We start from the raw sequence: 25,253 nt of genomic DNA, 5'->3' as shown, positions 1-25,253 counted from the left end.
GTGCGGCGGCGGGTCAGACCCGCTGCTCGCGCACGTCGCTGACCTCGCCGACGGGTGCCCAACCCTGGTAGACGCCGAAGTCGAACGCCTCCAACCGCATCGCCTGGGCGACCGGCCAGCGCCCGCCGGTGTACTCGACCCGCAGCCACCCCTCGTGCTCGGCGAGCACGATGAACGGTTGCCCCTTCCAGGTGCAGGTCGTCCGCACGTACGCAAGCTCGTCGACCTCGGTGGCCGGAACGACCCGGACGTGGCGGCCGGGGCGTACCTCGACGAAGCCGTCGCCTGCCTCCGGCTGGTAGAGCCGGATCTCGCCGCCGTCCGGGCTGGCCTGGTACTCCCGTCCGCGCCAGCGGGCCACGTAGCCGTCGCGCATCACCGCTCACCGACCTGTCGCCAGGAGAGCGAATCGGCGTCGAGGACGGCGACCAGCCGTTCGGTGCCGTCCGTGCCGACGCGCACCAGTTGCGCGCCGTGCGGCAACCGGACGCTGTCCACCTTGAACTCGGCGACCACGTCGCTGCTCTCGCCAGGAGCGAAGCCGTTGCCCCGGAACGGCGGGCGTTCGATGACCCAGCCCTCCATGGCCCGCATGGCGGCCTCGTTCTGCCCGCCGTACGGAATCCGGTAGAGGCTCGGCCGGAACGCCGGCCACCGGAGGAGGTAGATCTGCTCGGCGTCGGACGCGAAGGGCGACTCGGGGTGGTTGAGGCCGAGCGCCTGGTACAGCCCGGCCGGGGTGGTGAGGTGCGCCAGCTCGCTGGCCCGGTGCACGAAACCGGAGACCCGGTCGTAGCCTCGCTCCAGGTAGTAGCCGAGCTGGCTCGACGCGATCGCCTTCTGCATCACGATGGGCCGGGCCGGGTCGGTGGGCGGTGCGGCCTTTCGTGGGCCGCTGGCCGGCACCGACGCGTCAACGGTCGGCTCGGGCTCGCTCTCCGAATCGTCGCCGAGCCCCAGTTCGGCCGCCCAGTTCGCCAGCCCGACGATCTGCTCGCCGGGCAGCTTCGCCCCGACGGGCGTACCGGGATTGACCGCGAACGACCACGACGAGTCGGGCCAGCGGCGGATCAGCTGGACGAAGCGGACCTGGACCGTCTCGGCGGCCGGATCGGTGTGGTCGGCGAGACGCTGCGGCGAGGTGTAGACCACCACGAAGGGCTGGCCGTCCAGTTCCACGGCCGGCCAGACGAATCCCGGATCGCCGGGCCGGCTGCCCGGCGCGGAGTCGGCCGCGACCGGCATGAGGACCCGAGCCAGCAGCAGCGTGGACAGGAAGGTGTCGGTGTTCCCGGTGCCTGCGGCAGCGAGCAGTTCCTCCTCCACCTCGTTGGCGGGCCGGAACACGGCGCTGGTGGCAGCGGCCGGTGCGGGACCGGGCGTGGCGTCGACGCCGAGCACCTCGTCCGCCGCGCCGGGTGCCTCCGGCGCCAGCACGCCCGACGGCTGCCGGCTGGCGGAGGCTTGCGCCGGGGCGACGACCGGGTCCATCGCGTCGACGCCCGTCGCCGGCTCCGGTGTCACTGCCGTGATCGGTACGGCCCGCTCGGGCACCACTGCCGTGACCGGCACGGCCGGCTCGGGTGGCACGGTCGAGACCGGTGCGACCGGCTCGGCCGGCACCGTCGGGACCGGAACTGTCAGCTCCGGCTCGACCGTCGGAGCCGGCTGCATCGTCGGAACCGGCACGGTCGGCTCGGGCGTCACCGTCGGGACCGGCGCCGTTTCGGGCTCGAACTCCACTGTCTGGACCGGCACCGTTTCGGGCTCGGACCCCACCGTCGGGACCGGCACGGTCTCGGGCTCGACCCCCGACAGCGCCGCGGTCGGCTCGGACCGGACCGTGGGAACGGTCGGTTCCGGGGCCGGGACTCCGTTGGGCGCGGGCACCCGCTGGACGGGGCCGCCCTCGACGCCGTCCGGAGCCGGACGGGTCGGCGATGGGTCGACCGGCGGCACGGTCTCCGGCACGCCGGCACGCGCCTCTCCGGCGGGGTGGTGCGGGTGCTCCATGGGCCTCGGCGGGGCACCGTTGGCCGCACCGAACGAGCGATCGAGTGCGGCCTCCGCGGTCAGGTCACGGGCCTCGATGATGGTGCCCTCGATGACGATCGGGGTGAAGCCGCGGCGCGGCGCTGGCGGGCCGGAGACCGGCTCCGCGATCGACGCGGGAAGCTCCTCCGTGAGTTCCGGCGGCTGGCGGCGGGGCAGCGCCTGGGTCGCCTCCGCGTTGCCTGCGCCGGCGGCGTTGGTGCCTCCCGGGGTCCAGCCGGCTGGTGGAGGCACCCGCACTGGCCGGGTCGGGTCCGGCGTCGAACTGGCGGACATCGCCAGCGGCTGCGTCGTGTCCCCGCCCGGCCCCGGTCGAGCCGGGGTGGCCGACTGATCGCCCTCGGTGAAGACGAACGCCTGTGGCCTGCCCTCGGACGGCGGCTCGCTGGCCGGCCCACGACGCGGGAACGGCTGGCCACCCCGGGCGAACCGGGACGGCGGGGCGGCGCGCTCGGCCAGGCGGTCGCCGCGATGGGCCGACCGACCGGCGGCCGGTTCGAAGAAGGACCGCCGGCCCGTCTGGTCGGCGCCAGTGTCGGCGGGGTGACCGTTGGCCGGCGGCCCGGAACGCTCGGGCGTCACCGGCCATCCGTGGCCCGGAGACGCGGATTCCTCGCCACGTGCCGGCATCGGTCGGCGCGGCGGCAGGCCACCCGGGCCCTCCGGCCGGACGGCACCGCCAGCACCTTGCCCGTCGCCACTGAGCGCACCCGGTCGGCTGCCGCCGACGTCCCGCAGGCCGGGCGGGGCTGCTGGCGCGAGCCCGCCGGCATCCGGGTGACCCGGTGCCCGGCCGGCGGGCTGCTGACGGTGCGGCCCGGCGACCGTGCCCGGCGCCGCCATGGGCACCTCGGGAAGGTGGAAGGCCGCCGGGATCACCGGTGGCGGCGCTACCGCTCGACCCGCGCTGACACCAGCCGGTCGCGGGCCCGGCTCCCCGGCCGCCGGTGCCGTCGGGCTGGACGGCACCGCCGCGCCCGCAGCGGCCTCGCGGGACCGGTTCAGCGCCTCGACGCGCTCCAGCCGCGCCCGAGCACCCACCGTGCGCCCGGGTAGCCGGACGTCGCCGCGGGACAGCTGGGAGACGTACCAGGCGGGCAGATAGCCTTCGACGGGTAGGCCCGGATTGACCGCCAGCCACCACTCGTGGTTCGGCCAGCCGGCGGCCAGCTCCGCGTAGCCGGTGCGCCGGCTGGGCCCGGCGTGCTCACCCAGACAGGTCCGCATCGCCTCCACGGAGGTGAATGCCAGCACGTGCGTGCGACCGCCCGTGGTCCAGGTGCCCCAACCCACCGGTGTCTGCCCCCCGACCGTCTGGGCGGAGACCGGTAACAGCAGCTCGACGCTGGACAGGATGCGGAAGTAAAGCTGCTGGTCGTTGTTGCGCAGCGCGTCCCGCATCGCCGCCTCGGCCTCGGTGGCCGGCTCCCAGTCGGTCACGGCCACCCCTCCTCCCGGACACAGGCCATAGGTATCGCCTACAACCTACAAGGTGACCACAAGATCACAATGCCAGGCTGGCGGCGCTCCGCCCGGATCGTCCGGAGGCGATAACATCCCGTTCCGGTGTCGCCACGATACGGAGGCGGTCGATGTCCCGGTGCAGCACGCGCCCGCTCCTCGCGAGTCTGGCCGCCGCCCTGCTGGCCGCCCTGATGACGACCGCGCTGCCCGCCACGGCGCTGGCCGCGCCGGGCTGCGCGGCCCCGCCGACACCGGTCCGACCGGTGTCGACCGTCCCCTGGCCGCAGCAGCGGTACGCCCCGGAGCGGCTGTCGCCGCTGGCGACCGGGTCGGGCGTGACCGTGGCGGTGGTCGACTCGGGCGTGGACCGGCGGCATCCACAGCTCGCCGGCCGGGTGCTCACCGGCACCGATCTGCTCGACCCGGACGGTGACGGTAGCCGGGACTGCGTCGGCCACGGCACCGGCGTGGCGAGCATCATCGCCGCCGCCCCGCGCGACGGGATCGCCTTCCGCGGTTTGGCGCCGAACGCTCGGATCCTGCCGGTCCGGGTCAGCGAACAGCAGATCGTGGACGGCCGCGGATCGGGGCGTACGGTCGGCCCGGACGGCTTCGCCCGAGCGATCCGCTGGGCGGTGGACAACGGCGCGGACGTGGTCAACCTGTCCGTCGTGCTGTACGCCGATCACCCGGCGGTGCGCGCGGCGGTCGCCTACGCGGTCATCCGGGACGTGGTTGTCGTCGCCGCCGCCGGCAACCTGCACGGCAGCGGCGACCCGCGCCCCTACCCGGCGGCGTACGACGGTGTGCTCGGGGTGGGCGCGGTCGGCGCGGACGGGGCCCGAGCCGCCTTCTCCCAGACCGGCTCGCACCTGGACCTGGTCGCACCCGGCACGGACGTGCTGATCGCAGCCCCCGGCCAGGGCCACCAACGGGCCGAGGGGACCAGCTACGCCGCACCCTTCGTGGCCGCCACCGCGGCCCTGCTCCGCCAGTACCGCCCCGAGCTGACCGCCGAAGAGGTGGCCACGCGGATCGTCGCCACCACCGACCCGGCTCCGGACGGCGGGTACGGCGCGGGAGTGCTCAACCCGTACCGTGCGGTCACCGAGGCCGGTGGCGGTCCGACGAGACGCGACCGGCCGGCCGCCGCGCTGGCCGACGACCGGGCCGATCCGGCGCTGCTGGCGCAGCAGGCCCGCCGCGCCACCGCGCGGGAGCGCGCCCTGCTGCTGGCCGCCGCCGGCGGGCTGGTGGTGGCGGTCGTCGTGCTGGTGGCCATGGTCGTGCCCCGGGGCACCCGACGGCGCTGGCGCCCCGCCGACCCGGGCTGAGCACCCATCCAGCGGACCGCCGCCAACCGGCCGTCATTGGAAAAGGCCGGTGTTCCTCTTCTCGGTGTCGAGGTAGTCGGCCGCGGACTCGTCGACGGCCAGCTTGATGTCCCGCAGCATCGCCTGGAGGTCTTGCGAGGCGTTACGCCACCGGGCCTGCCGCTGCTCGTACGCCTGCTGTGCGGTACCGGACCAACTGGCCACCAGCGGGGCCGCGTCGCGCTCCAACTGGCCGAGCTGCGAGTCGAGCGTGTTCAACGCCCGCTGGATGTCCGCGCTGGCCTGCTGCAACGCGGCGAAGTTGACGACCAGCACACCGTGCTCCATCGGATTTCTCCCCCTGGGTCGTGGTCTAGAGCGGCAGCTGGATGCCGCCGCGGTTGGTCGCGGACACCCGGGTTGCCGCCTCGGTGTCCGACACGTCGTACTGGGTGCCGGCGGTGCGGATCGCGCCCGCGGTCTCCCGCAGCGCCCGCTGCAGGTTCGTCTGATCCTGCGCCCACTGCTGTTTGACCTGCTCGAACGACCGGCCGCCAGCGCCGCGCCAGGCCTGCTGGAGCACCTCCAGCTGGGCCAGCAGTCCGCTGAGCATCGTCTGCAACGACTGGTCTGTCTGCTCGAACTTCACCGCGGTCTGCTGCATCACCGCGGCCTCTGCCTGGGTCTGGGACACCCCGACGTCACCTCGTCTCCTCGGTCGTGGCTGGCCCTGCGGCGGAACGCACCATCCACGACGCCGGAGGACGGGCGCGACGTGGGACGGGGCCAACGAGAACTCGTCGCTGACGGTAGCGGCACGATCGCTGTTGTGCTACCCCGCCGCGCTCCCCTGTGGACAACACGCGTTCACGACGATAACTACGATGGGCGGCAATGAGGTCGCAGCGGGTGATCAACCGGGGAGGCGGGGTGGCGATGACCAGCACGCCCACCCGCCCGGCCGCGATCCAGCCCCCGCCCCCCGACGATCCGACGGCCCAGTCCGGGCGTCGGATCCGGCGAGATGCACCACAGTGGAGGCTCGGCGGGCGGCGGCGGGCGTACCGGCCGCGCGCCGGGCAGGTGGTCGTCGCCCAGGTGGCGCTCGCGGTGCTCGTCGCCGCGGCGGGCCGGAACGCGCTGACCACGCTGGCCGCGGCCCTGCTGGCGGCGGCGCTGCTGACCGTGGCCGGGTGCCGGGTCCGCCAGCGGTGGCTCTACGAGTGGCTGGGCACCGGCCTGGGCTACCTCGCCCGCCGCCGGGTCTCCGCACCGGACGCCGGGCGAGCGGGGCTGCTTGACCTGGTGGACCCGGGTGCCGTGGTACGTCCCATCGAGCTGGCCGGGTCCCCGGCCGCGGTGCTGGACGACCCGGCCGGTCTGGTGGCGCTGCTGGAGATCGGTGACCCGGCCGACCTGCTCGGTGACGGCGCGCAGCCGCTTCCGCCTCTGCCGTCGCTGCTGCCGGCGGGCACCGGACCGGCTCCGCCGGTCCGCGTCCAGCTCGTCCTAACCGGAGGATCGGCGCCGGCGGTCGGGGCCGGCGGCGGCCCGGCGGCCACCTCGTACCGGCAGCTCACCGACGGACGGCTGGCCGGCTGGGAGCGGGCGGTGCTCGCCGTCCGGGTGTCGCGGATAGAGGGCTGGTCGGACGAGGCGCTGCGCCGCGCCCTCGCCAGCACCGTACGCCGGATCGTCCGGCGGCTGGGGCCGCTGCCGGTCCGCCCCCTGGGCGAACAGCCGGCCCTGCGGGTGCTCGCCGAGTTCGCCCATCACGACGGGCGACCGGTGCGGGAGTCCTGGCAGGCGGTCCGGTCCGGCGGGCTGCTGCAGACGACCTTCCGGCTGCGGCGGTGGCCGACGGCGGACGCCGTACGTCAGTTGGTGCCCCGGCTGCTGACGTTGCCGGCGACCGCGACCACGGTGGCGCTGCACGCCGAGGCGAACCCGACGGCACCGGCCGGGCTGACCGTACGACTGAGCGCGGTGACCCCGGCGGAGCTGTCCGCCGCCGCCCAGGCGCTGCGCCGGCTGGTGGCGGGCGGCGGAGCGGTCGAGCGGCTCGACGGTGCGCACCTGGCCGGCCTCGCCGGCACCCTGCCGCTGGCCCTGCCCACCGCGACCCCGGTCGCCGGCGGCCACGAGTTGGAGCTGCCGTACGGCTCGGCGGGGTTGCTGGTGGGTGCCAACCGGCACGGCGACGCCGTCACCGTCCGGCTGTTCCGGCCGGAGAGCACCCGGGTGATGCTGGTCGGCGGGGTACGCGCCGCCCAACTGGTCACCATGCGCGCGATGGCGCTCGGCGCCCGGGTGGTCGTCCAGACGGCCCGGCCGCGCGCCTGGGAGCCGTTCGTCCGGGGCGTCGGCATGCCGGGCAGGCCGATCCCGCTGGTGCCGCCGGGCCGGCCGGTGGACGGCGAACCCGCGACACCGCTGGCACCGGTGCTCGTGGTGCTGGACGCGCCGGCACCGCCCACGGGTCCGCGCCCCGGTGCCGCATGGCAGGCCACGCTGTTAATACGCGACGAGCTGACCCCGGCCGACGCGGACGCGCTGGGCCGGGCCGACCTGGCGGTGTTGCAGCCGCTGAACCGGGCGGAGGCGGCGGTCGCGGGCGCCGCGCTGGGTCTCGGCGACGCCGCGGAGTGGCTGACCCGGATCCGGCCCGACATGGTGGCCGTGGTGAATCGGCGCGCACTGCGCTGGGCGCGGCTCGCCTGCACTCCGATCGAGGCGCAACTGATCGGTCGTCCGACCCGGGGCTGACGTGGATGATCTCGCGGGTTCCGCCCGCGCGCCGGCCATGGCACCATGCCCGCCATGGGTTTTCTGAAAGGTCTACTGATCCGGGTCGGCGCCACGGCGGTGGCCTTCTGGCTGGCCACGTTGGTCATCCCCGGCATCTCTCTCGACGCGGACTCGGTCACCGAGACGGTGCTGACGCTGATCCTCGTCGCGATCATCTTCGGCGTGGTCAACGCGGTGCTTCAGCCGATCATCAAGACCGTCGGCTGCGGTTTCTACCTGCTCACCCTCGGCCTGATCGCGCTGGTGGTCAACGGCCTGCTGTTCCTGCTCACCGGCTGGATCGCGGACCAGGTGGGGCTGCCCTTCGACGTGGACGGCTTCTGGCCGGCCGCGGTGCTCGGGGCGCTCTTCGTCGGGGTGGTCACCTGGATCCTCGGCGCCATCCTCGACCGCGACTGACCCGCTGACACCACGCCACCGCAACCGATCCGTCCAGATCTTGGACAGTTACCGTTTCCGCCGAGCCGAGCGGTGACTGTCCAAGATCTGCGGACCGGTGGAGCCGCGGGGACGGCCAAATCGCGGGAATTGGCTGCTGAGCCGGGCAGCTGGGCGGACTAGCGTCTCAGGGGTGTTCACCCTGACCCGCGACGACGGCTACCTGATCAGCACCGACCCTGGCCTGATCGATCTTGACCTGGTGCACCGCTGGCTCTCCACCGACGCCTACTGGGCGCTGGGGCGGGACCGCGAGACGGTGGTGCGGGCATTCGCCGGTGCCATCGGGTTCGGCGTCTACCGTCCGGCGGACGGCCGGCAGGTCGCCGTCGCCCGGGTGGTCACCGACCGGGCCACCTTCGCCTGGCTGTGCGACGTCTACGTCGACCGGGCCGAGCGGGGTCGCGGGCTGGGCACCTGGCTGGCCGGTGCGGTCCGCGATCACCTCGCCACGCTGGGCGTACGCCGGATCGTGCTGGCCACCAACGACGCGCACGAGGTGTACGCGAAGGTCGGCTTCACGCCGGTACGGGCCGACCGGTGGATGGAGATCGACCGCCGCGAGGTGGCCGTGAGCCCGCTCACCAGCAAGGATCAACAGGGCCGTCCGCCCCTTACGGTTGAGCCGTGACGCCGCTCCGCCTCGGATACCTCTACGGACTCGCTGCGTACCTGCTGTGGGGGTTCTTTCCGCTCTACTTCAAGCTGCTGCGGCCGACCGGCCCGTTGGAGATCCTGGCCCACCGCGTGGTCTGGTCCGTCGCGTTCGTCGCCCTGCTGCTCGCCGCGATGCGCAACATCGGGTTCCTGAGGGCCCTGCTGCGCCGGCCACGGGCGCTGGTGGGGATCGGTGCCGCCGCCACCCTGATCGCCGTCAACTGGTTCACCTACATCTACGGCGTCAACTCCGACCGGGTGGTGGAGACCGCCCTCGGGTACTTCATCAACCCGCTGGTGGTGGTGCTGCTCGGGGTGCTGGTGCTGCGTGAGCGGCTGCGCCCGGCGCAGTGGGTCGCGTTGGGCGTCGGAGGGCTGGCGGTGGCCGTGCTCACCGTCGACTACGGCCAGCTGCCGTACCTCGCACTCATCCTGGCGTTCACCTTCGGTGGGTACAGCCTGGTGAAGAAGCGGCTCGGACTGCCCGCCGCCGAGGGCCTGTTCGTCGAGTCGGCCGTGCTGTCGCTGCCCGCGCTGGTCTTCCTCGGCTGGCTCGCGACCACCGGTGACGCCACCTTCGGGCACGTCTCCGCCACGCACACCGTGCTGCTGGTGCTCGCCGGCGCGTTGACCGCCATCCCGCTGCTGCTCTTCGCCGGGGCCGCCAACCGGCTCCCGCTGACCGCCCTGGGCATGCTCCAGTACGTGGCGCCGATCCTCCAACTCGGCTGCGGGGTGCTGATCTTCCACGAGCCGATGCCCCCCGCCCGCCTGGCCGGCTTCGCCCTGGTCTGGCTCGCCCTGATCGTCTTCACCGTCGACGCCCTCCGCCACGCTCGGCGCAACCGCCGCCCGCGTCCGGCCACCGCGCCGGCGCCGACCGCGGTCCCCACCGCCCGCTGACGCCGAGCCTGGCGGCCACGGCCGCGGTGACCGGCGGCGGTCAGCGAACGTCGTAGGCGAGCACCGGAGTGCCGTCGGCGCGGATGAGTTCCAGGCGGACCAGTTCGGCGTTGGTGAACCGGGTCGCGCCGGTGATCCGCAGGTCGTCGCCGGGCGCGGCCCGCCACGAGCCGATCTGCTCCTGCGCGCCGTCCGGGCCGTGCGCCACCAGCCGGAAGGCGTACGCCTTGCCGTAACCGGCCCGCTCGTCGTACCCGCAGTGCATGGTCACCTCGGTGCCCCAGTCGGTGCCTTTCAGCCCGATCTCGGCGTGCACCGGCACCGACCCGGCCACCGGCTCCATCTCGACCATCCGCACCTGGGCCGCCGGGGGCGTGACCGGCTGTTCGCCGGGCAGCATCGTCGCCACGCCGAAGCCGGCGACCAGGGCGAACGCGGCGGCCGCCAGACCGGTGACCGCGTACCGCAGCCGGTTGGCCTGCCGCTCGCGACGCCGGCGCTCCCGTGCGGCGGTGACCAGCTCGGGCACCCGGGGGTTCTCCGGCGGTGGCAGGAACTGCTCCAGGCTGGCCGGGTCGATTCGGCCGAGCAGGCCGGGCAGGACGGCGATCTCAGAGACCGACTGCTGGCAGGCGGGACAGTCGACGAGGTGCCGCTCGTAGGCCGCGCGGTCGGCGGGAGACAGGGCGCCCAGCACGTACGCGCCATCGTCGTACGCGAAGTCGCAGCGGCTCATCCGGTCACCCCCATCTCGGCCAGCACCAACCGTAGTGAGCGCAGCGCGTAGTGGGTACGGGACTTGACCGTGCCCGGCGGCACCCCCAGCCGGGAGGCCGCCTCGGAGACCGACCGCCCCTGGTAGAAGCACTCGACCAGCACGTCACGGTGGGAGGGGCTGAGCCGGTTGAGCGCCTCCGCGACCGTCCACGCCTCGACGGCGCGTTCCGTCTCGTCGACCACCTCCGGCGGCTCGGGCAGTTCGTCGGTGTAGACCTCGCCGACCCGGGTGGACCGCCGCCGCCAGGCGTCGATGGCCAGGTTGCGCGCGGTGGTGAAGAGCCAGGCGCGCACCGAGCCGCGACGCGGGTCGAGCGACTCCGGGTGGCGCCAGGCCCGCAGCAGCGTTTCCTGCACCAGGTCCTCGGCCCGTTGCCGGTCGCCGTTGACCAGCCGCAGGGCGTGCGCGTACAGCGCCTCGCCATGCTCGTCGTGCAGGGCTCGCAGCAGGTGGGCGTCGTGGTCGCTGATGGTCCTCTCCTCGCTCTCGGCACGAGCGGGCGCGGCGTTACTACGAGAGATACGTGCGGTCACGCCGAACGGTTCATTCCCAGGTCAAACCTGGGATTCCCAGCGCGGAGTTCACCGCTGGTTCACATCGACGCCGACCCCCGCTCACCGCACCCTCCTAGCGTCCGGCAAGTACGCGTCGGTGAGCTGCACCGGCGTGCACCGACCCTCAGGAGGCTCCTCCCCATGAGCGACCGTCCCCGGCTGCTCCCGCTGCTGAGCACCCCCCGCCATGGCAGCCGCGACGCCATGACCTGCCTGTACCGCTGCGGCAACGCCTGTGACCACCCGGTTCCCAACACCTCCGACAACGAGTACTTCGGTGACATGGTGAACGCCGAGGTCTCCCGCCGCGGCCTGGTCCGTGCCGGGGCGGTCGGCGCACTGGTGCTCGGCTTCGGCGGCGCGGCCGGCGCGCTGGCCGGCACCGGCGCGGCCGCCGCGGCACCGGGCTCCGCCCCGGTGGTACCCGAGGCCACCGCGTTCAGCGCCGGTGGCCGTGGCGTCGGCAACGGCGCGCTGACCTTCAAGCCCATCCCGCCGAACACCCTGGACACCTTCGTGGTGCCCAACGGTTACGACCACGCAGTGGTGATCCGCTGGGGCGACCCGGTGCTGCCGGGCGCGCCGGCGTTCAACCTGCACCGGCAGACCGCCGCCGCGCAGGCCAAGCAGTTCGGCTACAACAACGACTACGTCGGCGTACTGCCGCTGGACAAGGGCGGCAAGCGGGCGCTGCTCGTGGTCAACCACGAGTACACCAACGAGGACCTGATGTTCCCCGGCTTCACCAGCCAGGACGCGCTCACCGTCGAGCAGGTGAAGGTGGCGATGGCCGCCCACGGCATGTCCGTGGTGGAGATCGAGCGGGTGGCCGGCACCGGTCAGTGGCAGGCCGTCACCTCGGGCCGCCGCCCGTACAACCGCCGGGTCGACGCGCTGAGCAGCACCTTCGAGTTGACCGGCCCGGTCGCTGGCACCGACTTCGTGAAGACCGCGGCCGACCCGAAGGGTCGCACGGTCGTCGGCACGCTGAACAACTGCGCCGGTGGCGTGACCCCCTGGGGCACCGTGCTCTCCGGCGAGGAGAACTTCAACCAGTACTTCGTCGGCGGCGACGCCGCGCCGGAGGCCGACAAGCCGCGGCTGGCCCGCTACGGCATCAGCACCACCGCGCGCTACCCGAGCGGCAGCCGCAAGTGGGACCGGGCCGCCGAGCGCTTCGACCTCGCCAAGCACCCGAACGAGGCCAACCGGCACGGCTGGATCGTCGAGATCGACCCGTACGACCCGGAGAGCCGGCCGCGCAAGCACACCGCGATGGGCCGGTTCAAGCACGAGGGCGCGAACGTCATCGTCGCCAAGAGCGGGCACGTGGTCGCGTACATGGGCGACGACGAGCGCTTCGACTACCTCTACAAGTTCGTCTCGGACAAGAAGTTCATGAAGGGCAACTCCTGGGTCGCCCGCAAGCACAACCTGACGCTGCTGGAGTCCGGCACGCTCTACGTCGCCAAGCTCGACCAGACCAGCGCCGACGAGATCGACGGCTCCGGCAAGCTGCCCAGCGACGGGGCCTTCAACGGCAAGGGCCGCTGGATCAAGCTGGTCAGCGGCAACCGCTCCTACGTGGACGGCCTGACCGCCGCCGAGGTGCTCACCTTCACCCGGTTCGCCGGCGACAAGGTCGGCGCGACCAAGATGGACCGCCCGGAGGACGTCGAGCCGAGCCTGCACACCGGCAAGGTGTACGTGGCGCTGACCAACAACACCAACCGGGGTGTCGGCAGCAACCCCAAGGCGGACGAGGCGAACCCGCGTAACGCCAACCGGCACGGGCAGATCCTGGAGTTGGTCGAGGACCGGGGGGACAACACCTCCGACGCGTTCACCTGGTCGCTGCCGATCGTCTGCGGCGACCCGGCGGACCCGGCCACCTACTTCTCCGGGTACGACAAGACCAAGGTCTCGCCGATCTCCTGCCCGGACAACGTGGCCTTCGACGCCACCGGCAACCTCTGGATCTCCACCGACGGCAACGCCCTCGGCAGCAACGACGGCCTCTTCGCCACGGCGACCGAGGGGCCGGAGCGGGGCCACCTGAAGCAGTTCCTGACCGTGCCGTTCGGCGCGGAGACCTGCGGCCCGTTCATCACCGGCGACAACCGTTCGCTTTTCGTCGCCGTGCAGCACCCGGGCGAGATCACCGGTGCCACGGTCGAGAACCCGGCGTCCACCTGGCCCGACGGCGACTACGCCAAGCCGGGTGTGGTGGTGACCTGGCGGCTGGACGGCGGACCGGTCGGTAGCTGACCCCGCCCCGGCGCCCGCGCCGGCCGCCCCGCGACGGCCCTCTCCCCACCAGGGAGGGGGCCGTCTCAGCTTTCCGCGGCGAGGCCGTCGGCGATCGCGCGGGCGGCGGCGAGCAGTTTCGTCCGGACCACCCGGGCGGAGGTCATCATCTCGCTGGCCGGCAACGCGCAGGCCAGCACCGTCCGTCGCTCCATGTCCTTGTCCGGGCTGACCAGGACCGCGGCGCAGGCCACCCCCTGGCGGAACTGACCCATCTCCAGCTGCATCCCGCGCCGATCCCCGGCCGCCAGGTCGACCTCGAAGGCTTCCGGGGTGGTCAGGGTGGCACTGGTGAACGGGCGCATGCCGTACTCCCGCAGATAGCGGTGCCGTTGCTCGGCGGTGAGCGTGGCGAGCAGGGCCTTGCCGAGCGCGGTCGCGTGCGCCCCCTCGTCGAACCCGGGAACGAGGTCCTCCAGGTACGGCGAGCGGTTCCCCTCCGCGACGGCGGTGACCGCCACCTGACCGCCCACGAACCGGCCGAGGTAGTGGCTCCAGCCGGTCTCCAGCGCGGCCCGGCGCAGGCTCTCCCCGATCGCCGGTGAGCCGCGGAACGCGGCGACCAGTTCCCGGTAGCGGTCGGCCACCTCCAGGCCGACGATGTACGTGCCGTCCTCGCGGCGGATCACGTAGCCCTCGTACGCGAGGGTGCGAACCAGGTGATACGTGGTGGCCACGGTCAGCTCGCAACGCCGGGCGATCTGTTTCACCGTCAGCCCGCGCGGGGCACGACCGACCGACTCGAGCACTCGAAGCGCGCGGGAGACACTCCGGATCAGGTCCGAAGGTTCCGCCAGGGGGTCACGCACAACCACCTCCGCCACCGGGGACTTACACCATATGAAATTGCGGCCCGCCGCGAAACGCCTGATCGGGTGGATGATCCTTGATCATCCCGTACGGGACGTGAGGTGGGCCGCACTTTCTGTCGCCGCAACGTGGCTGGCATAGGTTTGCCTGACCATGACCAACATCGCCCCTGCCCGCAGTCCGGAGGTCGTCACCCGGCCCGTCCGGGCCAGCGCCGTCGCCGTCGCCGTCACCATCGCCTGTGTCCTCCCGGTCTTCCTGGTCGGCGGTCTCGCCGTGCAGATGCGGGAGGAGTTGGGCTTCTCCCCCGCCGGGCTGGGGCTCGTCGTGGCGGTCTACTTCGGGGTCGGCGCGCTGGCCTCGGTCCCCTCCGGAGCGCTGGTCGAGCGGTGGGGCGGTGCCGTGGTGGCCCGCACCGGCATCCTGGTCTCCGCCGGCAGCCTGCTCGCGGTGGCGGTGCTGGCCCGGTCGTACCCGATGCTGGTCGGCCTGCTGGCCGTCGCCGGCACCGCGAACGCGCTCGGCCAACTGTCCAGCAACGTGCTGCTGGCCCGGCACGTGCCGGCGCGGCGACAGGGTCTGTCGTTCGGCGTAAAGCAGGCCGCCATCCCCGTCTCCACCCTGCTGGCCGGCGCGGCGGTGCCCACCCTGGCCCTCACCGTCGGCTGGCGCTGGGCGTTCGTGGCCGCGGCCGGCGCCGCGCTGGCCGCGCTACCGGCGGTACCCGCGCAGGGCCCGCGCCCGGCCCGCCGACCCGCCAAGAGCGCCGGGAGCGCGAGCCTGGGGCTGATCGTCGTCGGGGTGGCCGCGACGCTCGCCGCCGGCGCGGCGAACGCCCTGGGCACTTTCGTGGTGGATGCCTCCGCCGACCGGGGTCTCGGGCCTGCCCTCGCCGGGCTCACCCTGACCCTCGGCAGCGCGGTCTGCGTGGCCGCCCGGGTCGGCGTGGGCTGGCTGGCCGACCGCCGTTCCGGCGGGCACGTTTCGGTGATCGCCGGCCTGCTGGTGGCCGGCTCGGTGGGGCTGGGCCTGCTCGCGGTGGCCGGCACCGGGCCGCTCGTGGTCGGCGTACTACTCGGCTTCGGCCTGGGCTGGTCGTGGCCGGGGCTGATGAACTTCGCGGTGGTCCGGCTACACCCCCAGGCGCCCGCCGCCGCCACCTCCATCACCCAGACCGGGGTGTACGCGGGCGGCTGCCTCGGCCCGCTCGCCCTTGGCCCCCTGGCCGCCGCAGCCGGCTACCCCGCCATGTGGCTGACCGCCGCCATCGCCATGCTCGCCGCCGCCGCGCTCATGCTCATCGCCACCCGTCTCCTCCCCACCCCAGCGGACAAGGATTGATCGAGGAACTCGCCGTCAACCCCTGCTTCGGGGTGGTCAGCTGGTGCGGTCGGCGATGTGGTCGCAGAGGGATTCGAGGGCGCGGCGGGCGGAGACGTCGGGGAGCGGGGCCAGCCGGGTGCGGGCGTCCTCGGCGTAGCTGCGGACCGTCTCCCGGGCGCGCTTGAGCGCGGGGCTCTCGCGGAGCAGGCCAAGAGCTTCGGCGTGCAGGGCGTCGTTGGTCAACGGGCCGGTGGCCAGGATCTCGCGCAGCCGCACCGAGGCCGCGTCGGCGTCGTCGGAGGCGAGGGCGTAGAGCACCGGCAGCGTTGGTACGCCCTCCCGCAGGTCGGTGCCGGGCGTCTTGCCCGACTCCGCCGACTCGCTGGCGATGTCCAGCAGGTCGTCGGAGAGCTGGAACGCCACCCCGATGGTCTCGCCGTACCCGGCCAGCGCCGCCACGTGCTCCGGCGTGGCCCCGCTGAACAGGCCACCAAAGTGCGCACTGGTGGCGATCAGCGAGCCGGTCTTCTCCGCGATCACCCGCAGGTAGTGCGTCACCGGGTCGTCGCCGGCCCGGGGACCGACGGTCTCGGCGATCTGGCCGTGCACCAGCCGGGCGAAGGTGCGGGCCTGCAGGCGTACCGCCTCGGGGCCCAGCTCGGCGGCGACATCCGCGGCCCGGGCGAAGAGGTAGTCACCGACCAGGATGGCCACCGAGTTGGTCCAGCGGGAGTTGGCGCTGGGCGCACCCCGGCGCACCGGAGCCTCGTCCATCACGTCGTCGTGGTACAGCGTGGCCAGGTGGGTCAGCTCCACCACCACGGCGGCCGACACGACCTGCGCGCGGACCGGGTCGCCGAACTGGGCGGCGAGGGCCACCAGCAGCGGCCGGAACCGCTTGCCGCCGGCCTCCACCAGGTGCCGCGCGGCCTCCGTCACGAACGGGTCGGCGCTGGCGACGCTGCCCCGCAGCTCCGCCTCGATGGCCTCCAGCAGACCCAGCACGGAATCCTCGGTGCGGGGGTCGGCGAGATGAAGGCCGAGCGCGCCGAACTGACCCGCGCCGCGCCGGCTCCGGCCGTCACCGGAGCCGGTGACACCTGAACGCTCGCCACCGCTAATCACCACGTCTCCACCATGCCACACGGGCTCTACCTGCACCGGACCGGGGATACGCGGCGAGGGCCGGCCCACAGGCATGGGCCGGCCCTCGGTACGACAGGTGTCGTCGCTAGCGGACGAAGTCCGCGGCTCCGGTGGCCAGGTCGAGCAGCGCTGCCGGCGCGACGCCGAGCACCAGGGTGGCGAGCACCCCGATAACCAGCGCCGCCGAGGTCAACGCGCCGGGCACGGTGACCGTCGGGGTCGAGTCGCCCGGCTCGGAGAGCCACATCATCACCACGACCCGCAGGTACGGGAAGGCCAGCACCATGCTGGTCAGCACGCCGGCGATCACCAGCCACGTCTGCCCACCGGCCAGGGCCGGGCCGAAGACCGCGAACTTGCTGGTGAAGCCGCTGGTCAGCGGGATACCGGCGAAGGCGAGCAGGATGAAGGTGAACACCGAGGCGTACAGCGGCGACCGCCGGCCCAGCCCGGCCCACCGGGACAGGTGGGTGGCCTCCCCGTCGGCGTCCCGTACCAGGGTCACCACCGCGAACGCGGCCAGCACCGTGAAGCCGTACGCGACCAGGTAGAACATGGTGCCGGAGAGCCCGTCGCGCCCCGGTGCCAGCACCCCGACCAGCAGGTAACCGGCGTTGGCGATGGACGAGTATGCGAGCAGCCGCTTGATGTCGGTCTGGGTGACCGCGAACACCGCGCCGACCAGCATGGTGAGCACCGCGACCGCGCCGAGCACCGGGGTGAAGTCCCACCGCGCCCCCTCGAAGGCGACGTGGAACACCCGCAGCAGGGCACCGAACGCGGCGACCTTGGTGCAGGCCGCCATGAAGCCGGTCACCGGAGTCGGCGCGCCCTGGTAGACGTCCGGCGTCCAGACGTGGAACGGCGCGGCGGCCGCCTTGAACAGCAGTCCGATGGCGACCAGGGCCATACCGGCGAAGAGCAGCACCGGGCTCGCGGTGGAGTTGGTCACGGCCGCGTGGATCGTGGCGAAGTCGACCCCGGCGGCGCGGTCGCCCAGACCCGCGGTGAAGCCGTAGATCATGGCCAGCCCGAACAGGAAGAAGGCCGAGGCGTACGCGCCGAGCAGGAAGTACTTCATCGCCGCCTCCTGGCTCAGCAGCCGCCGGCGGCGGGCCAGCGCGCAGAGCAGGTAGAGCGGCAGCGAGAAGACCTCGAGCGCGATGAACATGGTCAGCAGGTCGTTCGCCGACACGAAGATCAGCATGCCGCCGACCGCGAAGGTCACCAGCGGGTAGACCTCGCCGGCTCCACCGGCCCGCTCGGCCTGCCGCCGGTCGTCGGGCGAGTCGGCCGTGATGGCGGCCTGGGCGACGAACGCGCCACCGCGCTCGATCGCCCGCTCACCGACCAGCAGCAGCGCCATCGCCGCCAGGACCAGGATCGCGCCCTGGAGGAACAGCGTCGGGCCGTCGATCGCGATCACCCCGATGGTGATCACCCGCTTGTCGGCGTTGAACACCACCATGGTCAGCGCGGCGAGCAGCGCCAGCAGCGCCAGCGGCAGCTGGATGGGGTGCCGCAGCCGCCGGGGCACGAACGCCTCGACCAACACCCCGAGCACCGCCGCGCCCATCATGATCAGGATCGGTGCGAGTGCCGCGTAGTCGATCGGCGGCATTACGAACTCGTTCACCGGGCCAACCTTTCGTTCGCGACTGCGGGGCTCGCGAGCTCACTCCTCGCGCTCACCGGGTCGCCTCCTGGACGGTGCCTACCGACGGGGCCGGGTCGGTCCGGCCGACGTCCTCCATGGTCGCCTGGATGGCGGGGTTGATCACGTCCGTCACCGGCTTCGGGTAGAAGCCGAGCAGCACGATCAGCGCGATCAGCGGGGCGACCACGACCTTCTCCCGCAGGTTGAGGTCACGCTTCATCCCGTCGATCTCGGTCAGCGCCGGGTTCAGGGTGCCCTGCGTGGTGCGCTGCACCATCCACAGCACGTACGCCGCGGCCAGGATGATGCCCAGCGTGGCGATCACCGCGACCGGCTTGTTCACCGTGAACGTGCCGATCAGCACCAGGAACTCGGAGACGAACGGCGCGGTACCGGGCAGCGCCAGCGAGGCGAGACCGGCGAAGAAGAGCACCCCGGCCAGCACCGGGACGAGCTTGCCGGCACCACCGAAGTCGCTGACCAGCGCCGAGCCCCGGCGCGCGATCAGCATGCCCACCACCAGGAAGAGCAGGCCGGTGGCGAGCCCGTGGTTGACCATGTAGAGCACGGCGCCGGTGCCCGCCTGGGTGGTGAAGGCGAAGATACCCACGCCGATGAAGCCGAAGTGGGCGATCGACGTGTACGACACCAGCCGCTTCAGGTCGTTCTGCCCGACCGCCAGCAGCGCGGCGTAGATGATGCCGATCACCGCAAGTGCCAGCGCCCACGGCGCGAACCACTGGGCCGCGTCCGGGAACAGCGGCAGGCAGTAGCGCAGGATGCCGAAGGTGCCAACCTTGTCCAGCACGCCGACGAGCAGCGCGGCGGCACCGGCGGGTGCCGCGCCACCGGCGTCCGGCAGCCAGGTGTGGAACGGGAAGAACGGCGCCTTGATCGCGAAGGCGATGAAGAACCCGAGGAACAGCCAGCGCTCGGCACCGGTGGAGATGTCCACCTGGGACAGCGCCACCCAGTCGAAGGTCTTCCCGCCGACCACCCACAGGCCGATCACCGCGGCCAGCATGAACAGGCCGCCGACCAGCGAGTAGAGGAAGAACTTGACCGCCGCGTACTGCCGCTGGTGGCCGCCGTAGCTGCCGATGAGGAAGTACATCGGCACCAGCATGACCTCGAAGAACACGTAGAACAGGAAGACGTCGGCGGCGGCGAAGACGCCGATCATCGTGCACTCGAGGACGAGCAGCAGCGCGAAGTAGGCCGGCACGGAGCGCTTGGAGGACTCCGCGTCGTGCCAGGAGGCCAGGATCACCAGCGGCACCAGCACCGCGATCAGCATCAACATGACCAGCGCGATGCCGTCGGCGGCGAAGGTGAAGTTGACGCCCCAGTTCGGGATCCACGGGTACGACTCGCGGAACTGGAACCGGTCGCCATCGACCTGGAAGGTCACCCACATGACCACCGACAGCGCCAGCACCAGCAGCGACCAGCCGAGCGCCACCTGCTTGGCCAGCGTCGGCCGGCTGCGCGGCAGGAGGGCGACCACCACGGCGCCGACCAGCGGCGCCACGGTGAGCACCGAGAGGAACGGGAAGTCGGACATTATGCGGCCTTACCTCCGTCGTCGATGCGCGGTCCGCCGGTGACGGCCGCCTGAAGGGCGATCACGCGAACCACCCCGCCTGTACCGCCAGGAACGCGGCCACCACCAGCAGCGCGCCGGTCAGGATCGAGGTGGCGTACGACCGGACGAAGCCGGTCTGCAGCCGCCGGAGCCGACCCGAGCCGCCACCGACCCCCGCGGCCAGGCCGTTGACCAGCCCGTCGATGCCCCGGTTGTCCAGGTAGACCAGCGCCCGGGTGAGGAAGATGCCCGGCTTCTCGAAGACCGCCTCGTTGACGGTGTCGGTGTAGAGGTTCTTGCGGGCGGCGGTGACCAGCACCCCGGCCGGCTGCGGCGTGGTCGCCGTGCCGTTGCGGAACAGGAACCAGCCCAGCACCGCGCCGAGCACGGTGATCCCCAGGGCGAGCGCGGTGACCGCGTAGTGCGACAGCGCCCCCTCGTGGCTCTCCTCCAGCACGCCGAGCCCGGCGGTGGCGGTCAGCCAGTCCGGCACCGAGGTGGCCAGCAGCCAGCCGGCACCGAGCGAGCCGATGCCGAGCAGGATCAGCGGGATCGTCATCAGCGGCGGGGACTCGTGCGGGTGCTCGATGTCCTCGGTCCACCGCTTCGGCCCGTGGAAGGTGAGCACGAACAGCCGGGTCATGTAGAACGCGGTCAGCCCGGCACCGAGCAGCGCGGCACCGCCGAAAAGCCAGCCGCTCCAGCCCTCCCGGGCGAACGCCGCGAGGACGATCGGCTCCTTCGACCAGAAGCCGGAGAACGGGTACATGCCGATGATGGCCAGCCAGCCGGCCCCGAAGGTCAGCCAGGTGATCTTCATGTACTTCGACAGCCCGCCGAAGCGGCGGATGTCCACCTGGTCGTTCATGCCGTGCATGACCGAGCCGGCGCCGAGGAACATGTTCGCCTTGAAGAAGCCGTGCGCCAGCAGATGCACGATGGCCAGCGCGTACGCCGCGCCACCCAGGCCGACGCCGAGGAACATGTAGCCGATCTGGCTCACCGTCGACCAGGCCAGCACCCGCTTGATGTCGTCCTTGGCGCAGCCGATGATCGCGCCGAGCAGCAGGGTCAGCGCGCCGACGCTGACCACGACCAGTTGCAGGGTGTGGTTCGCCGAGAAGATCGGGTTGGACCGGGCGATCAGGTAGACGCCGGCGGTGACCATCGTCGCGGCGTGGATGAGCGCCGACACCGGGGTCGGGCCCTCCATCGCGTCCGGCAACCACGCCTGGAGCGGGAACTGGCCGGACTTGCCGGCCGCGCCGAGCAGCAGGAGCAGGCCGAGCACCAGCACGGTGCCGCCGGCCAGCGCGCCGACGTTGTTGAACACCTCGTCGTACTGGGTGGTGCCCAGGGTGGCGAACAGGATGAAGATGCCGATGGCCAGGCCGGCGTCGCCGACCCGGTTCATCAGGAACGCCTTCTTGCCGGCGGTGGCGGCGGCCGGCTTGGTGTACCAGAAGCTGATCAGCAGGTACGACGCCAGACCGACGCCCTCCCAGCCGAAGTACAGCATCACGTAGTTGTTGCCGAGGACCAGCAGCAGCATGGCCGCAACGAACAGGTTGAAGTAGGCGAAGAACCGCCGCCGACCCGGGTCGTGCGCCATGTACTCGACCGCGTACAGGTGGATCAGGAAGCCCACGCCGGTGATCAGCAGGACGAACACGCCGGCCAGCGGGTCGAACAGCAGGCCGAAGTCGACGTGCAGGCCGCCGACCGCGATGAAGTCCCAGAGGCTCAGCTCGACCGACTTGTTGTCCAGGCTGCGCAGGCCGAAGAAATAGGTCAGGCCCAGCACGAATGCGGCACCGACCGCGGCCACCCCGAGCCAGTGCCCCCAACGGTCGGCCCGCTTGCCGAGCAGCAGCAGCACCGCCGCGCTGACCAGCGGGATCGCCACCAGCAGCCAGACGCTGCTCAGCAGCCCGTCGGCCGTCGCGAACGAGACGGTCTCGGCCGGAGCAGCCTGGGCGTACGTCAAGATTTCGTCCACCGGTGGGCCCCTCTAGTACTTCAGCAGGTTGGCGTCGTCGACGCTGGCGGAGCGCCGGGTGCGGAAGATCGCCATGATGATGGCCAGCCCGACCACGACCTCAGCCGCCGCTACCACCATCACGAAGAACGCCATGATCTGGCCGTTGAGGTCACCGTTCATCCGGCTGAAGGTGACCAGCGCCAGGTTGGCCGCGTTGAGCATCAGCTCGACGCACATGAACAGCACGATCGCGTTCCGCCGGACCAGCACGCCGGCCGCGCCGATGGTGAACAGCACCGCGGCGAGGACCAGGTAGTAGTTCGGCTCCACCGAGAAGAAGTCACTCATTTTTCGGTGCCCTTCAGCGTGGTCTCCTCGGCGGTCAGCTCCCGCACCGGAAGGATGTCCGACGTGCTCCGGTCGCTCAACCGGCCGTCCGGCAGGCGGGCCGGGGTGGCGACCGACGAGGAGGTGGCGAAGACACCCGGGCCGGGCTTCGGGCCGGGGTAGTTGCCGGGCGCGAAGCGGGCCTTCATGGTGGCCACCTGGTCGCGCTTGTCCTCCTTGCGCCGCTCGACGTGCGCCAGGATCATGCCGCCGATGGTGGCGGTGATCAGCAGCGCCGCGGTCAGCTCGAACGCGAAGAGGAAGTCGGTGAAGAGCAGCTTGGCGATGCCCTGCACGTTGCCGCCCGCGTTGGCCTGCTCCAGACCGACCGGGACGCTGCCCTGCGTGGCCCGGTAGACCCCGCTGCCGAGCAGGCCGGCGAGGCCGACGCCCAGCCCGATCGCGGCGATCCGCTGACCGCGGAGCACCTCGATCAGCGAGTCGGAGGCGTCCCGACCGACCAGCATCAGCACGAACAGGAAGAGCATCATGATCGCGCCGGTGTAGACGATGATCTGCACCATGCCGATGAACGGTCCGGCCTGGAGCACGTAGAACACGCCCAGGCTGAGCATGGTCAGCACCAGCCAGAGCGCCGAGTGCACCGCGTTGCGGGCCGCGACCATGCCGATCGCACCGGCCAGTGCCAGCGGGGCGAGGATCCAGAAGGTCACCGCCTCGCCGCCGGAGACCGCACCCGCGGCGGCGAGCACCGTCGACGTGGTCATGCCGTCTCTCCCTTTTCCGCAGCGGCCCGCTGGGCGGCCTGCTCGGCACCGGGGAAGGTGACGCCCGGGTGCTCGTCCACCTGGTAGCGGCCCGGACCCATCGGCGAGCGCTCGGCCCCGGCCGAGGTGCCCGGATTGGTCAGGCTGCCGACGTAGTAGTCCTTCTCGCTGTCGCCCAGGCGCATCGGGTGCGGCGGCTGCTCCATCCCCGGCAGCAGCGGCGCGAGCAGCTGCTCCTTGGTGAAGATCAGATCCTGCCGGTTGTCCCGGGCCAGCTCGTACTCGTTGCTCATCGTCAACGACCGGGTCGGGCAGGCCTCGATGCACAGTCCGCAGAAGATGCACCTGGCGTAGTTGATCTGGTAGTTGCTGGCGTACCGCTCACCCGGCGAGAAGCGCTGCTCGTCGGTGTTGTCGCCGCCCTCGACGAAGATCGCGTCCGCCGGGCAGGCCCAGGCGCACAGCTCACAGCCGATGCACTTCTCCAGCCCGTCCGGGTGCCGGTTGAGAACGTGCCGCCCGTGGTAGCGCGGCGCCGGGGTCGGCGGGGTGAACGGGTAGTCGGTGGTGACGACCTTCCTGAACATGTGCGAGAAGGTGACCCCGAAGCCCTTGAACGTTCCGGTGATCGCGCCCACGTCACACCTCCTCAGAGTCCTGGCCGGCGGGAACGTTGGCCGGCTCCCGCTCGGCGACCATGCGCCGGGTGCGCGGGCTCGGTGGTACCTGCAGATCCATCGGGGGCAGCGGGAAGCTGCCCTGCGGCCGGTTCTCGACCTGCTCGGCGAGGGTCGGCTGCGGCTGCGGCTTACGGGATGGCCAGAACACCGCGGCGAGCAGCACGAGGCCGGCCGGGATGCCGATGGCGTACAGGCGGCTCGTGGTGTCCCAGTCGCCGATGGTGCGCAGGCCGGCGAGGACCACGATCCAGACCAGGCTGATCGGGATCAGTACCTTCCAGCCAAGGCGCATGAGCTGGTCGTAGCGGAGCCGGGGCAGCGTGCCACGCAGCCAGACGAAGACGAAGACCAGCAGGATGACCTTGCCGAAGAACCAGAGCAGCGGCCACCAGCCGGAGTTGGCCCCCGACCAGGCGCTGATCGGCCACGGCGCGTACCAGCCGCCCAGGAAGAGCGTCACCGTGAAGGCCGACATGGTCACCATCGCGACGTACTCGCTGAGCATGATCAGCGCGAACTTCAGCGAGCTGTACTCGGTCATGAAGCCGGCCACCAGCTCCGACTCCGCCTCGGGCAGGTCGAACGGCGGCCGGTTGGTCTCGCCGACGATGGCGATGAAGAAGACCACGAAGCTGGGGAAGAGCAGCACCGCATACCAGCCCGGCGTCGGGATGTCGAGGCCGAACAGGCTCAACGTGGTGCCGTTGCCCTGGGCGGCCACGATCTCGCTGGTGGACATCGTGCCGGAGAGCATGAACACGGCCACGATGGACAGACCCAGCGCCACCTCGTAGGAGATCAGCTGGGCGCTGGAGCGCAGGCCGCCGAGCAGCGGGTAGGTCGAGCCGGAGGCCCAGCCGGCGAGCACGATGCCGTACACCGCCATCGACGAGAGAGCGAGCACCACCAGCACCGCCACCGGCACGTCGGTGACCTGTAGCGGCGTCTGGTGGCCGAAGATGCTCACCATCGGGCCGAAGGGGATCACCGACAGCGCGGTGACCGCGCAGATCACCGAGATGGCCGGGGCGAAGAAGTAGATGACCTTGTCCGCCGACTTCGGGAGGATGTCCTCCTTGAAGGCCATCTTCAGGCCGTCGGCGAGCGTCTGCAGCAGGCCGAACGGGCCGAGCTGGTTGGGGCCCGGCCGCACCTGCATGAAGCCGACGACCCGCCGCTCGAACCAGACGCCGAGCAGCGTGCCGAGCAGGGCGACGACGAAGGCGAAGACGATCTTGCCGAGGATCAGCCACCACGGGTCGTGGCCGAAGTCGGTCAGCGACGGCGCCTGGGCAAGGAGCGTTTGACTCACTGGTTACCCCCGGAGGAGTTGAGAAGCGGGCCCGGACGGCCGGCCGCGTCGGCGGCGACCGGCTCGGTCGTGCCGGGTGCGGAGATCCGCACCACCGCGCCGGACGTCGCGCCCAGGCTGCGCCGCACGGTCGCGCCGGGCGAGTTGGTGGGCAGCCAGACCACGCCGTCCGGCATCTCGGTGATCGCCGCCGGAAGGGTCAGCGCCCCCCGGTCGGTGCCCACCGTCACCGGGTCACCGTCGGCGATACCGAGCGCCTCCGCGCTGCCCTTGCCCATCCGCACCACCGGCGGGCGGGCCGTGCCGCCCAGGTGCTCGTCACCGTCGGTGAGGCTGCCCAGGTCGACCAGCTGGTGCCAGGTCGCCAGCA

23 protein-coding genes are annotated in these 25,253 nt (G+C 72.1%); 7 read left to right on the top strand and 16 right to left on the bottom strand.

The window, feature by feature from the left end:
* Window positions 1–13: 13 nt before the first annotated feature.
* Both AB0M52_RS01970 and AB0M52_RS01965 read right to left on the bottom strand, forming a co-directional pair.
* Entirely contained in the window at window positions 14–379 is a 366-nt protein-coding gene (locus AB0M52_RS01970; RefSeq protein ID WP_363947586.1) for a hypothetical protein, read from the bottom strand.
* Window positions 376–3,492, bottom strand: a complete 3,117-nt coding sequence (locus AB0M52_RS01965) for an SseB family protein (RefSeq protein WP_363947584.1) — start codon at window positions 3,490–3,492, stop codon at window positions 376–378. The genes AB0M52_RS01970 and AB0M52_RS01965 overlap by 4 nt, the downstream gene beginning before the upstream one ends.
* Before the next feature lie 152 nt (window positions 3,493–3,644).
* Here AB0M52_RS01965 and mycP point away from each other — a divergent pair, with 152 nt between their 5' ends.
* Window positions 3,645–4,850, top strand: a complete 1,206-nt coding sequence (gene mycP / locus AB0M52_RS01960; protein ID WP_363947582.1) for a type VII secretion-associated serine protease mycosin — start codon at window positions 3,645–3,647, stop codon at window positions 4,848–4,850.
* A 33-nt stretch (window positions 4,851–4,883) separates the two neighbouring features.
* On the opposite strand, the gene AB0M52_RS01955 is transcribed toward mycP, so the two are convergent.
* Together AB0M52_RS01955 and AB0M52_RS01950 are read right to left on the bottom strand one after the other, a co-directional pair.
* Window positions 4,884–5,177, bottom strand: a complete 294-nt coding sequence (locus tag AB0M52_RS01955; RefSeq protein WP_363947579.1) for a WXG100 family type VII secretion target — start codon at window positions 5,175–5,177, stop codon at window positions 4,884–4,886.
* Window positions 5,178–5,202: 25 nt separating this feature from the next.
* The gene (locus AB0M52_RS01950; RefSeq protein ID WP_363947576.1) at window positions 5,203–5,523 is read right to left on the bottom strand and encodes a WXG100 family type VII secretion target; all 321 of its coding nucleotides are present in this window, start codon (window positions 5,521–5,523) and stop codon (window positions 5,203–5,205) included.
* 200 nt (window positions 5,524–5,723) lie between these two features.
* Between AB0M52_RS01950 and eccE the strand changes: the two genes are divergently transcribed.
* From eccE to rarD, 4 genes are all read left to right on the top strand, one after another.
* Window positions 5,724–7,595: a type VII secretion protein EccE gene (gene eccE / locus AB0M52_RS01945; protein WP_363947574.1), complete on the top strand. Its 1,872-nt coding sequence runs from the start codon at window positions 5,724–5,726 to the stop codon at window positions 7,593–7,595.
* 54 nt (window positions 7,596–7,649) lie between these two features.
* A complete protein-coding gene (locus AB0M52_RS01940) occupies window positions 7,650–8,036 on the top strand; it encodes a phage holin family protein (protein ID WP_363947571.1) in 387 nt (128 codons plus the stop codon).
* A gap of 172 nt (window positions 8,037–8,208) precedes the next feature.
* Complete coding sequence (locus tag AB0M52_RS01935; protein WP_363947569.1) at window positions 8,209–8,706, top strand: GNAT family N-acetyltransferase; 498 nt, start codon at window positions 8,209–8,211, stop codon at window positions 8,704–8,706.
* Window positions 8,703–9,635, top strand: coding sequence for an EamA family transporter RarD (gene rarD, locus AB0M52_RS01930; RefSeq protein WP_363947567.1), 933 nt, complete (start codon window positions 8,703–8,705; stop codon window positions 9,633–9,635). Before AB0M52_RS01935 ends, rarD begins: the two co-directional genes overlap by 4 nt.
* A gap of 40 nt (window positions 9,636–9,675) precedes the next feature.
* Here rarD and AB0M52_RS01925 read toward each other — a convergent pair whose 3' ends face one another.
* Together AB0M52_RS01925 and AB0M52_RS01920 are read right to left on the bottom strand one after the other, a co-directional pair.
* Complete coding sequence (locus AB0M52_RS01925) at window positions 9,676–10,371, bottom strand: zf-HC2 domain-containing protein (protein ID WP_363947565.1); 696 nt, start codon at window positions 10,369–10,371, stop codon at window positions 9,676–9,678.
* Window positions 10,368–10,883, bottom strand: coding sequence for a sigma-70 family RNA polymerase sigma factor (locus AB0M52_RS01920; protein ID WP_111218400.1), 516 nt, complete (start codon window positions 10,881–10,883; stop codon window positions 10,368–10,370). The genes AB0M52_RS01925 and AB0M52_RS01920 overlap by 4 nt, the downstream gene beginning before the upstream one ends.
* A gap of 225 nt (window positions 10,884–11,108) precedes the next feature.
* Here AB0M52_RS01920 and AB0M52_RS01915 point away from each other — a divergent pair, with 225 nt between their 5' ends.
* Window positions 11,109–13,235: a PhoX family phosphatase gene (locus AB0M52_RS01915; protein ID WP_363947563.1), complete on the top strand. Its 2,127-nt coding sequence runs from the start codon at window positions 11,109–11,111 to the stop codon at window positions 13,233–13,235.
* Between the two features lie 65 nt (window positions 13,236–13,300).
* Here the strand turns inward: AB0M52_RS01915 and AB0M52_RS01910 are convergent, their stop codons facing one another.
* Window positions 13,301–14,083, bottom strand: coding sequence for an IclR family transcriptional regulator C-terminal domain-containing protein (locus AB0M52_RS01910; RefSeq protein WP_363947560.1), 783 nt, complete (start codon window positions 14,081–14,083; stop codon window positions 13,301–13,303).
* Window positions 14,084–14,237: 154 nt separating this feature from the next.
* On the opposite strand from AB0M52_RS01910, the gene AB0M52_RS01905 reads away from it, so the two are divergent.
* Entirely contained in the window at window positions 14,238–15,425 is a 1,188-nt protein-coding gene (locus AB0M52_RS01905; RefSeq protein WP_363947557.1) for an MFS transporter, read from the top strand.
* A gap of 36 nt (window positions 15,426–15,461) precedes the next feature.
* On the opposite strand, the gene AB0M52_RS01900 is transcribed toward AB0M52_RS01905, so the two are convergent.
* The 9 genes from AB0M52_RS01900 to AB0M52_RS01860 all read right to left on the bottom strand — a co-directional run.
* Window positions 15,462–16,535, bottom strand: a complete 1,074-nt coding sequence (locus AB0M52_RS01900; protein ID WP_363947555.1) for a polyprenyl synthetase family protein — start codon at window positions 16,533–16,535, stop codon at window positions 15,462–15,464.
* 103 nt (window positions 16,536–16,638) lie between these two features.
* Window positions 16,639–18,189 carry an NADH-quinone oxidoreductase subunit NuoN gene (gene nuoN, locus AB0M52_RS01895; protein ID WP_363947552.1) on the bottom strand — a complete coding sequence of 517 codons (1,551 nt, stop codon included), beginning with the start codon at window positions 18,187–18,189 and terminating at the stop codon, window positions 16,639–16,641.
* Between the two features lie 52 nt (window positions 18,190–18,241).
* Window positions 18,242–19,774 (bottom strand): NADH-quinone oxidoreductase subunit M, encoded by a 1,533-nt coding sequence (locus AB0M52_RS01890; RefSeq protein WP_363947549.1) that lies wholly within the window; start codon window positions 19,772–19,774, stop codon window positions 18,242–18,244.
* 61 nt (window positions 19,775–19,835) lie between these two features.
* Window positions 19,836–21,794 (bottom strand): NADH-quinone oxidoreductase subunit L, encoded by a 1,959-nt coding sequence (gene nuoL, locus AB0M52_RS01885; protein ID WP_363947546.1) that lies wholly within the window; start codon window positions 21,792–21,794, stop codon window positions 19,836–19,838.
* Between the two features lie 12 nt (window positions 21,795–21,806).
* Window positions 21,807–22,124, bottom strand: a complete 318-nt coding sequence (nuoK, locus tag AB0M52_RS01880; RefSeq protein ID WP_013731028.1) for an NADH-quinone oxidoreductase subunit NuoK — start codon at window positions 22,122–22,124, stop codon at window positions 21,807–21,809.
* Complete coding sequence (locus AB0M52_RS01875; RefSeq protein WP_363947543.1) at window positions 22,121–22,891, bottom strand: NADH-quinone oxidoreductase subunit J; 771 nt, start codon at window positions 22,889–22,891, stop codon at window positions 22,121–22,123. The genes nuoK and AB0M52_RS01875 overlap by 4 nt, the downstream gene beginning before the upstream one ends.
* Complete coding sequence (nuoI, locus tag AB0M52_RS01870; RefSeq protein ID WP_363947541.1) at window positions 22,888–23,529, bottom strand: NADH-quinone oxidoreductase subunit NuoI; 642 nt, start codon at window positions 23,527–23,529, stop codon at window positions 22,888–22,890. The genes AB0M52_RS01875 and nuoI overlap by 4 nt, the downstream gene beginning before the upstream one ends.
* A 1-nt stretch (window position 23,530) precedes the next feature.
* On the bottom strand, window positions 23,531–24,883 hold the full coding sequence (gene nuoH / locus AB0M52_RS01865; RefSeq protein WP_363947539.1) for an NADH-quinone oxidoreductase subunit NuoH: 1,353 nt from the start codon (window positions 24,881–24,883) through the stop codon (window positions 23,531–23,533).
* The coding region (locus AB0M52_RS01860) for a molybdopterin dinucleotide binding domain-containing protein (RefSeq protein ID WP_363947536.1) at window positions 24,880–25,253 on the bottom strand (374 nt) is incomplete at its 5' end. The genes AB0M52_RS01860 and nuoH, both read right to left, overlap by 4 nt.

The organism is Micromonospora sp. NPDC051296 (assembly GCF_040682255.1).
In the GTDB taxonomy this organism is placed as follows: domain Bacteria; phylum Actinomycetota; class Actinomycetes; order Mycobacteriales; family Micromonosporaceae; genus Micromonospora; species Micromonospora craterilacus.
Note: the sequence above shows the minus strand (reverse complement) of the source record. Positions and strands in the feature narration are given on the sequence as shown.

Coding starts and splice junctions, on each gene's coding strand:
- mycP (WP_363947582.1), top strand. CDS start 3,645: ATGTCCCGGTGCAGCACGCGCCCGCTCCTCGCGAGTCTGGCCGCCGCC.
- AB0M52_RS01955 (WP_363947579.1), bottom strand. CDS start 5,177: ATGGAGCACGGTGTGCTGGTCGTCAACTTCGCCGCGTTGCAGCAGGCC.
- eccE (WP_363947574.1), top strand. CDS start 5,724: ATGAGGTCGCAGCGGGTGATCAACCGGGGAGGCGGGGTGGCGATGACC.
- AB0M52_RS01940 (WP_363947571.1), top strand. CDS start 7,650: ATGGGTTTTCTGAAAGGTCTACTGATCCGGGTCGGCGCCACGGCGGTG.
- AB0M52_RS01925 (WP_363947565.1), bottom strand. CDS start 10,371: ATGAGCCGCTGCGACTTCGCGTACGACGATGGCGCGTACGTGCTGGGC.
- AB0M52_RS01915 (WP_363947563.1), top strand. CDS start 11,109: ATGAGCGACCGTCCCCGGCTGCTCCCGCTGCTGAGCACCCCCCGCCAT.
- AB0M52_RS01905 (WP_363947557.1), top strand. CDS start 14,238: ATGACCAACATCGCCCCTGCCCGCAGTCCGGAGGTCGTCACCCGGCCC.
- AB0M52_RS01890 (WP_363947549.1), bottom strand. CDS start 19,774: ATGTCCGACTTCCCGTTCCTCTCGGTGCTCACCGTGGCGCCGCTGGTC.
- nuoK (WP_013731028.1), bottom strand. CDS start 22,124: ATGAGTGACTTCTTCTCGGTGGAGCCGAACTACTACCTGGTCCTCGCC.
- AB0M52_RS01875 (WP_363947543.1), bottom strand. CDS start 22,891: ATGACCACGTCGACGGTGCTCGCCGCCGCGGGTGCGGTCTCCGGCGGC.